The sequence below is a fragment of the Amycolatopsis dendrobii genome, assembly GCF_014145675.1.
GTDB classification, from domain to species: domain Bacteria; phylum Actinomycetota; class Actinomycetes; order Mycobacteriales; family Pseudonocardiaceae; genus Amycolatopsis; species Amycolatopsis dendrobii.
Window position 1 is genome coordinate 494,974 of record NZ_JACGZW010000008.1, and the last position, 11,957, is coordinate 506,930.

General features: G+C 70.2%; 13 protein-coding genes. 10 read left to right on the top strand and 3 right to left on the bottom strand.

Going from position 1 to position 11,957, the window contains the following annotated elements:
* Positions 1-15: 15 nt before the first annotated feature.
* Positions 16-693 carry an IclR family transcriptional regulator gene (locus tag H4281_RS25450; protein ID WP_182893439.1) on the bottom strand — a complete coding sequence of 226 codons (678 nt, stop codon included), beginning with the start codon at positions 691-693 and terminating at the stop codon, positions 16-18.
* 117 nt (positions 694-810) lie between these two features.
* Between H4281_RS25450 and H4281_RS25455 the strand changes: the two genes are divergently transcribed.
* The 9 genes from H4281_RS25455 to fahA all read left to right on the top strand — a co-directional run bounded on the left by H4281_RS25455 (position 811) and on the right by fahA (position 9,573).
* The gene (locus H4281_RS25455) at positions 811-1,230 is read left to right on the top strand and encodes a nuclear transport factor 2 family protein (RefSeq protein ID WP_182893440.1); all 420 of its coding nucleotides are present in this window, start codon (positions 811-813) and stop codon (positions 1,228-1,230) included.
* Between the two features lie 79 nt (positions 1,231-1,309).
* The gene (locus tag H4281_RS25460; protein ID WP_220507763.1) at positions 1,310-2,155 is read left to right on the top strand and encodes an SDR family NAD(P)-dependent oxidoreductase; all 846 of its coding nucleotides are present in this window, start codon (positions 1,310-1,312) and stop codon (positions 2,153-2,155) included.
* A complete protein-coding gene (locus H4281_RS25465; protein ID WP_182893441.1) occupies positions 2,148-2,942 on the top strand; it encodes an SDR family NAD(P)-dependent oxidoreductase in 795 nt (264 codons plus the stop codon). Before H4281_RS25460 ends, H4281_RS25465 begins: the two co-directional genes overlap by 8 nt.
* Complete coding sequence (locus H4281_RS25470) at positions 2,939-4,345, top strand: FAD-dependent oxidoreductase (protein ID WP_182893442.1); 1,407 nt, start codon at positions 2,939-2,941, stop codon at positions 4,343-4,345. The genes H4281_RS25465 and H4281_RS25470 overlap by 4 nt, the downstream gene beginning before the upstream one ends.
* Before the next feature lie 38 nt (positions 4,346-4,383).
* Positions 4,384-5,718 carry an MFS transporter gene (locus H4281_RS25475; protein WP_182893443.1) on the top strand — a complete coding sequence of 445 codons (1,335 nt, stop codon included), beginning with the start codon at positions 4,384-4,386 and terminating at the stop codon, positions 5,716-5,718.
* Between the two features lie 43 nt (positions 5,719-5,761).
* Positions 5,762-6,301, top strand: a complete 540-nt coding sequence (locus H4281_RS25480) for a MarR family winged helix-turn-helix transcriptional regulator (RefSeq protein WP_182893444.1) — start codon at positions 5,762-5,764, stop codon at positions 6,299-6,301.
* Between the two features lie 82 nt (positions 6,302-6,383).
* A complete protein-coding gene (locus tag H4281_RS25485; protein WP_043830279.1) occupies positions 6,384-7,583 on the top strand; it encodes a homogentisate 1,2-dioxygenase in 1,200 nt (399 codons plus the stop codon).
* On the top strand, positions 7,550-8,407 hold the full coding sequence (locus tag H4281_RS25490; RefSeq protein WP_182893496.1) for a hypothetical protein: 858 nt from the start codon (positions 7,550-7,552) through the stop codon (positions 8,405-8,407). Before H4281_RS25485 ends, H4281_RS25490 begins: the two co-directional genes overlap by 34 nt.
* Complete coding sequence (gene fahA / locus H4281_RS25495) at positions 8,404-9,573, top strand: fumarylacetoacetase (RefSeq protein ID WP_182893445.1); 1,170 nt, start codon at positions 8,404-8,406, stop codon at positions 9,571-9,573. Before H4281_RS25490 ends, fahA begins: the two co-directional genes overlap by 4 nt.
* 102 nt (positions 9,574-9,675) lie before the next feature.
* On the opposite strand, the gene H4281_RS25500 is transcribed toward fahA, so the two are convergent.
* Positions 9,676-10,305 (bottom strand): CoA transferase subunit B, encoded by a 630-nt coding sequence (locus H4281_RS25500; protein ID WP_312872177.1) that lies wholly within the window; start codon positions 10,303-10,305, stop codon positions 9,676-9,678.
* Positions 10,302-11,012, bottom strand: a complete 711-nt coding sequence (locus H4281_RS25505) for a CoA transferase subunit A (RefSeq protein WP_182893446.1) — start codon at positions 11,010-11,012, stop codon at positions 10,302-10,304. Before H4281_RS25505 ends, H4281_RS25500 begins: the two co-directional genes overlap by 4 nt.
* 156 nt (positions 11,013-11,168) lie before the next feature.
* On the opposite strand from H4281_RS25505, the gene H4281_RS25510 reads away from it, so the two are divergent.
* Positions 11,169-11,936: an IclR family transcriptional regulator gene (locus tag H4281_RS25510; RefSeq protein ID WP_182893447.1), complete on the top strand. Its 768-nt coding sequence runs from the start codon at positions 11,169-11,171 to the stop codon at positions 11,934-11,936.
* Positions 11,937-11,957 lie beyond the last annotated feature (21 nt).

Consider the following 11,957-nt stretch of genomic DNA (forward strand, 5'->3'; position numbering starts at 1 on the left):
CTCGTCGGCCGCGAGCTACTTCAGCAGGGAGCCCAGCCGCTGCGCGGAGGCCACTACCAACCGGCCCAGCTCGTCCGGGTCCGGCGCCTCGAACAGCGACAGCCCGATGCTCGTGCCCGGCGCGTCCCGGCCGGTCGGCACCACCGCGGAAATCCCGGTGATCCCCGGCGCGATCTCCCCCACCGACACCGCATAACCCCGCGAACGGGCGCGGGTGATCTCCTCGCGTTCGCCTTCCACCGGCGGCTCCGCCGAGAGCAGCGCGAGCCCGGCCGATCCGCGTCCGATCGGGTCGAGCTGGCCGCTGCGGAACGACACGTGCATCCGCGCCTGCCGCGGTTCCACGATCATCAGCATCCGCACCTGCTCGGCGTTCTCGCGGACGACCAGGTGCGCCGACGCTCGGCCGGCGTCCGAAAGCTCCTCCAGCACCGGGCGCGCGAGCGTACGCAGGTCCTGCTCCACCGGTTCGGCCAGGCGCACCAGGCCGGTGCCGAGCGAGATCCGCTTGAACCGGTCGCGGCGGCACAGGTGGTGCGCCTCCAGCGTGCGCACGAGGCGGTGCGCGACCGTGCGGTGCACGCCGATCCCTTCGGCGATCTCGGTCATCGTGAGCCCCTGCGGGTGCTCCACCAGCAGCTCCAGCACCTGAAGCCCGTGGCTCAGCGTCTTCGACGTCCCCGATTCGGACACACGACTCCCTTGACGACAGCTTGTCCGGCGACCTACTGTTCCTACATATCGCACGGTGCGTGCGAATATAGCACGTTTGCCGCTCCAGGCAACTCCCCCGCGGATCGAGGTTCGGACATGAGCGAGGTACCCGTCGAGGACGTGCTGGCGGTGCATCAGCTCTACGGCCGCCAGAGCCACGCCATCGACTCCGGGCAGGCCGCGCGCTGGGCCGCCACGTTCACCCCGGACGGGGAGTTCGTCTCGCCCAGCTACCCGGAGCCCGAGGCCGGCACCGCCGCGCTGACCGCGTTCGCCGAGCGGTTCCACGCCGGATGCGTCGAGTCCGGCGAGCGGCTGCGGCACGTGGTGTCCACAGTGGAGGTCCGATCAGGACAGTCCGAGGACACCTTGCGAGCGCTGGCTTACCTGCAAATCGTCGGGACGCCGGAAGGCGGCGCCCCGCGACTGCACCGGCTCACCGTGCTGGACGACGAACTCGTGCGCACCGCGGAAGGCTGGCGCGTGCGCCGACGCACCGTGCACCGCGAGCCTTGACCACGTCGTGAGTGTTCATGCCGGTGAGAACCGGCATGAACACTCACGAGACCCGCCCACCCTCACCTAGGAGCCCTCCTTGACCACCCCCGTCCCTCCCCTCGCCCCCACCGGCCCCGGCCGGGTGCTGCACCAGCCCGCGACCGCGCGCTACCCGGAGATGCCGGGCAAGGTCGCCGTGGTCACCGGCGCGGCCCGAGGCATGGGCGCGCGATTCGCCGCCGGTCTCGCCACCCGCGGGGTGCACGTGGTGGGCGGCGATCTCGACACCGCCGCGATGACCGCCACCGCCGACGACCTCACCGCCGCGCTGGCCGCGGAGTCCCTTGAGGACAAGCCGGGCCGGATCGTCGCGTCCGCTGTCGACGTCACCCGCGCCGAGGACCACGTCGCGCTCGCCCAGCGCGCGATCGACGAGTTCGGCCGCATCGACTTCTGGGTCAACAACGCCGGAATCTTCCCCTACGCCGAGGTTCCCGACATCACCCCGGAGCAGATCCGCTCGACGCTTTCGGTGAACGTCGAGGGCGTGCTGTTCGGCGCGCAGGCCGCGGCCGCGCGGATGGAGCCGGGCAGCGCGATCGTCAACATGGCGTCGGTGTCCGCGGTCCGCGTGCGCAAGGGCCGCGCGGCGTACTGCAGCTCGAAGGCCGCGGTCGCGCACCTCACCGAATCGCTCGCGGTGGAGCTCGGCGACCAGGGCATCCGGGTCAACGCGATCGCCCCCGGCTACATCGACACCGAGATGACCCGCTGGATCCAGGACGACGCGCCTGCGCTGGCGAAGGCGCTCGACGCGGTGCCGCTGCACCGGATCGGCTCGCCGGAAGAGGTGTGCGGCGTGCTGCTGTTCCTGCTTTCGGACAGCTCGCGGTACGTGACCGGGCACAGCCTCGCGGTCGACGGCGGCTCCCGGCATGTCTGACGCCACCGAAGCCGTGCGCTACCCGGACGTCGTGCTCGTGACGGGCGCGGCGAACGGGATGGGCGCGCAGCACGCCCGCGCGCTCGGCGAACGCGGCGTGCACGTCTGCGTCGCGGATTTCGCTGGTGCGGACGAAATCGCCGAGGAGATCCGCGCGGCCGGTGGTGCGGCGACGCCGTACACAATGGACGTTGTCGAACCAGCACAGTGGACTCGCGTGCTCGACCGGATCCGCACCGAACACGGTTCGCTCGGCGGGCTCGTGAACAACGCGGGCATCTCGCGGCGGCTGGAATTCCAGGACACCACCGCCGAGGTCTGGGACCGGGTGCTCGCGGTGAACCTGTCCGGGCCGTTCCACGGGATGCGCGCGGCCGCGCCGCTGATGCGCGATTCGGGCGGCGGTTCGATCGTGAACATCTCGTCGATCTCCGGCCAGATCGGCTACTTCTCCCCCGCCTACTCGGCGAGCAAATGGGGGCTGACCGGACTGTCGAAGTCCGCCGCGGGCAATTTCGCGAAGTGGCGGATCCGGGTCAACTCCGTCCATCCGGGGCTGGTCGGCACCGGGCTGCTGGCCGGCGCGGACGCGTTCGTCAAGTCCGCTGTGGACAGTGTGCCCGCCGGAAGGATGGCCGATCCCCAGGAAATCACCGACACGGTGCTGTTCCTGCTTTCGGACCGGTCCACCTACTTGACCGGGAGCGAGGTCACTGTGGACGGCGGTCTCGTCTCGAACGGTCTCTACCATCGCATTCTCGCCGAAACCGGAGGTGATCTCGGATGAGCGTCGACACGGACGTCGTGGTGATCGGCGGTGGCGGCGCGGGCCTGGCCGCAGCGGTCTCCGCGGCCGAACACGGCGCCTCGGTGATGCTGTTCGAGTCGGAAAAGGAACTCGGCGGCTCGACCCAGCTGTCCGCGGGCATGCTCACCGCGGCGGGCACGAGCGTCCAGCGCGAACTGGGCGTCGAGGACACGCCGGAGCGGTTCTTCCAGCACTACCTCGACCTCAACCAGTGGCAGTTGAAACCGGGCCTGCTCAAGACGTTCTGCCGCGAGGCCGGACCCGCGGTCGAATGGCTGATCGGGCTCGGCGCGGAAATCCCGGCGAAGGTGTCGCACGACGCGCACACCCCGGGCCTGACCCGCGCGGGCGTCGAGGACGTCTGGCGCGGGCACGTGCCGAAGGACCAGGGTTACGGCCTCGTCCAGGTGCTCGACCGCGCGCGCCGCAAGGCCGGTGCCGAAGCGGTGCTGAACACCCGGGTCGAACGGCTGCTCGTGGAGGACGGCCGGGTCGCCGGCGTGGTCGCCGACGGCATCGAGGTTCGCGCGAACTCGGTGATCGTGACCAGCGGCGGGTTCGCGCAAGACCCCGCGCTGCGCTCGCGGTACTACCCGGACGCGGACGCGGCGGGCGAGGATCTGTTCGTCGTCGCCGCGCCCGGCTCCCGAGGCGACCACTTCGCGTTCGGCGAGCAGGTGTCCGCCTCGATCACCGGCGAAGGCTGGGGACTGCTGCTGCCGACCGCGTATTTCCAGCGCCTGCACCACTGGCAGTCCGGTTTCCCGCCGCGCTCGCGCGTGCTGGTGAACGCACACGGCCGCCGGTTCATGGACGAGGACGCCTCCTACGCGGTGTCCAGCGGCATCATTTCCGCGCAGGACGGTCCAGTGTGGATGGTCTTCGACGACCGAGCGCGCCGCGACCTCCCGCCGGGCTACGCGCACTGGAACGCCGAGCACGTACTGTCCGAGGCGGACGCTGGCCGCACCCTGCGCGCGGACACGCTGGAAGAACTGGCGGGCGGGATGAACGTGCCCGCCGCCGCTCTTCAGGCCACTGTGGACAGATGGAACGCCCAGCTCCCCGCCGGCGAGGACCCGGAGTTCCTGAGGCACGAAACGTTGTCCGCCAAAGGTGCCGCCGAACCGCCCGAGAAGATCGCCACCGGACCGTTCTTCGCCGCGCGCACGCTGCCCGCCGAACTGGTCTGCACGCACGCCGGGCTGGAGATCGACTCCAGCGCCGCGGTGCTGGACGTCCGCGGCGACCGCGTGCCCGGGCTGTTCGCCGCGGGCGAGGCCGGGGCCGGAGTGCTCGGCTTCCGCTACGTCGGCGGCGGCAACGCGGTCGCCAACGCCGTCGCCATGGGCCGCATCGCCGGCCGTTCCGCCGCTGCCTGACCCCCGAGAGTTACTGCTCACCGTCGAGGAGAAACCCCATGTCCGTCCCCGCCGCAGCCGCCACCACGGCGGACTCCCCGCTGGCCAGACGAACCGTCCGCAAGGTCGGCGTCCGCATCATGCCGATCGTCCTGCTGCTCTACATCTTCAACTACATGGACCGGGCGAACATCGGCTACGCCCAGCTCGGCATGGCCAAGGAGCTCACCATCACGGCCGCGACCTTCGGCGTCGCGTCGGCGATCTTCTTCCTCGCCTACGTGGTGTTCGAGGTCCCCAGCAACATGATCATGAAGAAGGTCGGGGCCCGGCTGTGGCTCAGCCGGATCGCGGTCAGCTGGGGCATCGTGACCGTGCTGACCGGGTTCGTCGCGAGCGTGACGCACCTGATGATCGCGCGGATCCTGCTCGGCATCGCCGAAGCGGGCCTGTTCCCCGGCCTGCTGCTGTACTTGACCTTCTGGTTCCGCGGCAAAGAACGCGGCCGGGCCATCGCGACGCTCGCGCTCGCGCAGCCGATCGCGCTGATCCTCGGCAGCCTGTTCGGCGGCTGGATCCTCGACCACGTGCACTGGTTCGGCATGAGCAGCTGGCAGTGGGTGTTCATCCTCCAGGGCGCGCCCGCGGTGCTGATCGGCCTGCTGACCTTCTTCTGCCTGCCGAACAAGCCCGCCGACGCGAAGTTCCTGACCGCAGAGGAGAGCTCCTGGCTGCAGGCCGAGATCGACCGCGAGTACGTGCCGGAGGAGAAGGAGACGTTCCTCGGCCAGCTGCGCGCGGTGCGCGACGGCAAGGTCATGCTGCTGGCGATTTCCAACCTTTTCATCGCCTGCGGGCTGTACGGGCTCACGTTCTTCCTGCCGCTGATCGTGAAACAGCTCGACCCGAAATACTCCTCGACCAACATCGGCCTGCTCGGCGCGATCCCGTACGTCGTCGGCGCGGTCGGCATGCTGTTGCTGGCCCGCAACTCCGACCGCACCGGCGAGCGAAAGGGCCACGTGATCGGCACCGTGCTGGTCGCGGCGATCGGGTTCTTCGGCGCGATCCAGTTCAAGACCGTGCCGACGCTGTCGCTGATCAGCCTCTCGCTGGCGGCGATCGGCGTGCTCGGCTACCTCGCGCCGTACTGGGCGATGGCCGCGCGCGTGCTGTCGAAGGAACACACCGCGGTCGGCCTGGCCGCGATCAACTCGATCGCCGCGCTCGGCGGGTTCTTCGGGCCGTACGCGATCGGGCTCGCGGCGACCGAGAGCGACGTGACGATCGGGCTGTACTTCCCGATCGGCTGCCTGGTCGTCGCGGCGGTCATGCTGGCATTCCTGAAGGTGCCGCGCGACGCGGGCGCCCGCCTGGCTCGCCCGGTGAAGTAGTTTCGAGTTTGATTATCCCGGCGGCGCGGTTACAGTGCTGTCCATGCAGGACCCCGCCGCGCCGCCGGACCCGGACTCGCTCGACTTCTGGTCGTTCATCGCGCTGGCCAACCACAGGCTCTCGGAGGAATTCGGATTCCGCCACCAGTTGGCGACCGAGGTGCTGCTGACCCTGAACCGGGCGTCGAACCTGGTCACCTACGACCTCGAATCCGCCGTGCACCGGCCGCGCGGACGGTCGTGGTCGGCGTTCCGGGTGCTGTTCGTCGTGTGGCTGGCCGGGCCGCTCGAACCCTCCGCCGCCGCGCGGCTCGCCGGGATGAGCCGCGCGGCCGTGTCGAATCTGGCGAAAACCCTGGTCAGCGAGGGTTTGCTGACCCGGACGCCGGGCGAGACGGACGGCCGTTCGGTGCGGCTGTCGCTCACCGAGGCCGGGCACGCCGAGATGCTCGAGGTGTTCGAGGCGCAGAACGAACGCGAGGCCGGCTGGGTCGAGGTGCTCACCGAGGCCGAACAGCGCGTGCTGGTGATGCTGCTGGACAAGCTCATCTCCGGCCGGGCCGGGTTCGCGACCCGCCGCTAACCCTTTCCCCCGGCCAGTCCGTGGACTAGGCTGACCGAAAAGTAGTACATACTTTGATTACTTCGCGCCGAGGAGGCGACCCATGGCCTACTACCGCAGCGCGGGCAGCATCCCGCCTAAGCGGCACACCCAGCACCGCACGCCCGAAGGCGGGCTCTATTCCGAGGAACTGATGGGCGAGGAGGGCTTCTCCTCCGACTCGTCGCTGCTCTACCACCGCGGCATCCCGTCCGCGATCGTCGACGCGACGCCGTGGGAACTGCCGGACCAGACGCTCACCGAGAACCGGCCGCTCAAGCCGCTGCACCTCAAGCTGCACACGCTGTTCCCGGGCCAGGAATGGAAGAGCGCGGACGTCGTCAACAACCGCCGTCTCGTGCTCGGCAACGGCGACGTGCGGATCTCCTACGTCGCCGCCGGCGAGGCTTCTCCGTTGTACCGCAACGCGATCGGCGACGAATGCGTGTACGTCGAGTCCGGCGAAGCGGTCGTCGAGACGGTGTTCGGCGCGCTGCCCGCCCGCACCGGCGACTACGTGATCCTCCCCCGCGCCACCACGCACCGCTGGGTGCCGAAGGGCCCGGAACCGTTGCGCGCCTACGTGATCGAGGCGAACTCGCACATCGCGCCGCCGAAGCGCTACCTGTCGCGCTACGGCCAACTGCTGGAGCACGCGCCCTACTGCGAGCGCGACCTGCACGGCCCGGCCGAGCCGCTGGTCGTCGAGGGCACCGACGTCGAGGTGCTGGTGAAGCACCGCGGCTCGCGCGGCGTCGTCGGCACCCGTTATGTGTACCCGACGCACCCGTTCGACGTGGTCGGCTGGGACGGCTGCCTCTACCCGTACACGTTCAACGTCTCCGACTTCGAGCCCATCACCGGCCGCGTGCACCAGCCGCCGCCCGTGCACCAGGTGTTCGAGGGCAACAACTTCGTCATCTGCAACTTCGTCCCGCGCAAGGTCGACTACCACCCGCTGTCGATCCCGGTGCCGTACTACCACTCCAATGTGGACTCCGACGAGGTGATGTTCTACTGCGGCGGGAACTACGAGGCGCGCAAGGGTTCCGGCATCGGCCAGGGCTCGATCAGCCTGCACCCCGGCGGCCACAGCCACGGCCCGCAGCCGGGCGCGGTGGAACGCTCGCTCGGCGCGGAGTTCTTCGACGAGCTGGCCGTCATGGTCGACACGTTCCGCCCGCTGGAGATCGGCGAGGGCGGCCACGCGAGCGACGACCCCGGCTACGCCTGGACCTGGGCAGGACGGGGACCGCAGTCGTGACCGACGCATTGACCCGCGGCCTGCTCGACGACGCGGCGGTCTTCCCGCCCGGCCTCGCGCCGCTGCCGGACGCCGTCGCCGCCCACGACCGGCACACCGCCGCGCCGTACGCCGCGATGGTCGGCCCGCTGGTGGTCGCCGCGTCCGGCTTGGCGGAACTCGCCGAGGTCGTCCAGGGCCGGGAAACCACCCTGCCGCTGACTGTGACGCTGCCCGGCGGGCCTGCCGGCATCGCCGGCGTGCTCAAGGCGGTCGACGGGCTTCCGGTGTCGGTCGAATCGCTGGAAATCGCGGTGCCGCAAGGGATGGACGTCGCCGAGTTCCTGTCCGCGGTGGACGGTTGCCCGGTCCCGGTCGCCGTGGAGATCCCGCGCGACGAACGCCGGGTTCCGTTGCTGCGGGCGCTTTCCGGCACCCCGCACAAGGCGAAGTTCCGCACCGGAGGCACGTCGGCCGAGTACTACCCGGACGAAGCCGAACTCGCCGCCGCGATCCGCGCGGCCGCCGAGGCGGGCGTGCCGTTCAAGGCGACCGCGGGCCTGCACCACGCGATCCGCAACACCGACCCGAACACGGGCTTCGAGCAGCACGGATTCCTGAACCTCCTGCTCGCCGCCGAGGCGGCCGACCGCAGCGCCGAGGACGAGGAAGTCGTTGCGCTGCTTGCCGAACGCGAGGCCGAGACCGTCGCCGGCCGGATCCGCGCGCTGGCCCCGGAGCGCCTGGCCGCGGCCCGCGCCAAGTTCACCTCGTTCGGCACCTGCAGCATCACCGACCCGCTCACCGAACTGACAGACCTAGGCCTGATCGGAGCCACCGCATGACCGTGCTCGACATTCCCGCCGGCTCCCCTTTCGGCGTCGAAAACCTGCCGTACGGCGTTTTCTCGGCAGGCGACGGCAGCCCCCGGGTGGGCGTGCGCGTGGGCGAGCACGTGCTGGACCTGTCGATCGCCTTGGGCGACGCGGTCTTCGCCGAGCCGACGCTGAACGCTTTCATGGCGCAGGGCTACGACCGCTGGGTCGAGGTCCGCACGCGGCTGCAGACGCTGGTGACCGGCGAGGTGCCCGCCGAAGCCGTGCACGCGGTCGCCGACGTCAAGCTGCACCTGCCCGTCGACGTCGCCGACTACGTGGACTTCTACGCCTCCGAACACCACGCGTCGAACGTCGGCCGCCTGTTCCGTCCGGACGCGGAACCGTTGCTGCCCAACTGGAAACACCTCCCGGTCGGCTACCACGGCCGCTCCGGCACGGTCTACGTGTCCGGCACCGACGTGGTCCGCCCGAGCGGCCAGCGCAAGGGCGAGGACGGTCCGGTCTTCGGCCCGAGCACCCGCCTGGACATCGAGGCGGAGCTGGGCTTCATTGTCGGCGCGGGCACCCCCGCCAACACCCCGGTCTCGCCGGACGACTTCCCTCGCCACGTCTTCGGCGCGGTCCTGCTGAACGACTGGTCCGCGCGCGACATCCAGGCCTGGGAGTACGTCCCGCTGGGCCCGAACCTGGGCAAGAGCTTCGCGACGTCGGTCTCGCCGTGGGTGGTCCCGGTGCTGGCACTGGCCGGGGCCCGGGTGCCGCTGCCCGGCCAGACGTCGCCGGAACCCCTGCCCTACCTGCGGGAATCGTCGCCGTGGGGCCTGGACATCACCCTGTCCGTGGAGTGGAACGGCCAGGAAGTGGCCCGCCCGCCGTACCGCGAGATGTACTGGTCCCCCGCCCAGATGCTGGCCCACCTGACCGTCAACGGCGCCTCCGCTCGCACCGGCGACCTCTACGGCTCGGGCACGATCTCGGGGGCGGACCCAGCCGAACGCGGCTCGTTCCTGGAACTCTCCTGGGGCGGGCGGGACCCGCTGACCGTCAACGGCGAATCCCGCACCTTCCTGCAAGACGGCGACGAGGTCACGATCACCGGCGCAGCCACGACCAGCGGCGGCGCGAAGCTGGGCTTCGGCGAAGTCCGAGGCCGCATCCTCCCCGCCAGGTAACCAAAGCCGTGAGGGGAACCCTGACGGAATCAGATTCCCTCAGGGTTCCCCTCACGCACTTCTCTGAAGCCGCCCCGGCGCGCCAGGGCATCCAGACCGCAGCTACTCCGCTACCGGCGCCCCGGTCTTCTCCCGCACTTCTTCAAGAGAGACCCCAGGCGCGAGCTCCACCAGCTTCAGCCCGTCCTCGGTCACATCCAGGACAGCCAAGTCGGTGATGATCCGGTTCACCACTCCGGCCCCGGTCAACGGCAGAGTGCACTTCTCGACGATCTTGGGCGTCCCGTCCTTCGCGGTGTGATCAGTGATGATCACCACCCGGCGGGCCCCGGCGACGAGATCCATCGCCCCGCCCATCCCCTTGACCAGCGCTCCCGGCACGGTCCAGTTGGCCAGATCCCCGTTGGCCCCCACCTGCAGCGCCCCGAGCAACGCCAGATCGATGTGCCCGCCGCGAATCATCGCGAACGACTCCGCGGAATCGAACAGACTGGCCCCGGGCTGCAGCGTCACCGTCTGCTTGCCGGCGTTCACCAGGTCCGGGTCTTCCTCCCCTTCCCAGGGAAACGGCCCCAGCCCCAGAATCCCGTTCTCGCTGTGCAAGGTCACCTGCACACCGTCCGGAATGTGGTTGGCCACCTGCGTGGGAATCCCGATCCCGAGATTCACGTAATCGCCGTCCCGCAGCTCGCGGGCCCCGATCGTGGCCATATCGTCCCGAGTCCAGCTCACGCCGACGCCTCCTCACGCACGCGCACGGTCCGCTTTTCGATCTGCTTTTCCCGCGCGGCGGCCTGGATCAGCCGCTGCACGTAAATCCCCGGCGTGGTGATCCGCTCCGGATCGAGGTACTCGTCCGACACCTGCTCGGCCTCGGCGACGGTCACCTTGCCGCAGGTCGCGACGAGCGGGTTGAAGTTCCGCGAGGCGTACCGGTAGATCAGGTTCCCGGCCGGGTCCGCGACGTAGGCGTGCACCAGGGCGAGGTCGGCGACGATCCCGCGCTCCTGCACGTAGGTGACCCCGTCGAACTCGGCGTGCGGCTTGCCCTCGGCGATCGGCGTGCCGACGCCGGACTTGGTGTAGAACGCCGGGATCCCCGCGCCGCCTGCCCGCATCCGCTCGGCGAGCGTCCCCTGCGGGGTGAACTCGACCTCGACGGTCCCGTCGAGGTACTGCTGCGCGAACAGCTTGTTCTCGCCCACGTACGACGCGATCACCCGGCGCACCTGCTGGTTCTCGAGCAGAATGCCGAGTCCGGCCCCGTCGACTCCCATGTTGTTCGAGACGATCGTCAGATCGCGCACGCCCGAGTCCCGGACCGCCTCGATGAGGTCGTTCGGGTTCCCGGTGAGGCCGAAGCCCCCGACCGCGATCGTCAGCCCGTCCTCGAGCAGCCCGTCGAGGGCCTCCGCGGCGCTGCGGTACTTCGTCGGCACGGCATCCTCTCCACTTCGTTCGGTGAGTGGTCAGTCCCCGCATACAACCCAGCGCAGGGGAAACGGGTCAACCGACACGCCGGGATCCCCGGCAAACCTCTCGCGCACCGAACACCCGCGCCCGATGCGTCCACTGAGCGGACGTACCCTCGTCCCGTGCCTGCCTCGCCTCCTGACCACGTCGTCGGACGGGTGTCCGCGGTCCTGCGCGCATTGTCCGCCTATCGCGACGGAGCGTCGACCTCGCAGCTGGCGCGCCAGTGCGGCCTGGCCCGGCCGACGGTGCACCGGCTGCTCGCGTCGCTGGCCGCCGAGGGCTACGTCGACCGCGACCGGCAATCCGGCCGCTGGTACCTGGGCCCGGAGCTGTACCTGCTGGGCGAGGCGGCCGCCCCGCGCTACGACGTGACGCAGCAGGCGCGCGCGAGCGTCCACCGGCTGGCCGCGGCGACCGGGGAAAGCGCGTTCTTCTCCGCCCGGCGAGGCAACGAGACGGTCTGCCTGCTGCGCGAGGACGGCGATTTTCCGATCCGGTCGTTCGTGCTGTACGAGGGCGCCCGGTTCCCGCTGGGCGTGGTGTCGGCGGGGCTGGTGGTGCTGTCGATGCTGCCGGACCGGGAGGTCGAGGACTATCTGTCCACAGTGGACCTGACGGCCGAGTGGGGTCCGGCGCACCGGGCGGAGGACGTGCGGGCCCGGGTCGCGCGGACGCGCGAGGACGGGTATTCGACCAATCCCGGGCTGGTGGTCGAGGGCAGCTGGGGAATGGCGGCGGCGGTGTTCACGCCCGCCGGAGAGCCCGCGTGGGCGTTGACGTTGACCGGGGTGGAGTCGCGGTTCCGGGCGGAGCGGCGGGGCGAGCTGGGGGCGCTGCTGCTCAAGGAGGCGCATACGTTGACGAACCTGCTGCGGCAGCCCTCGTGAGTGTTAACGCCGGTGAGAACC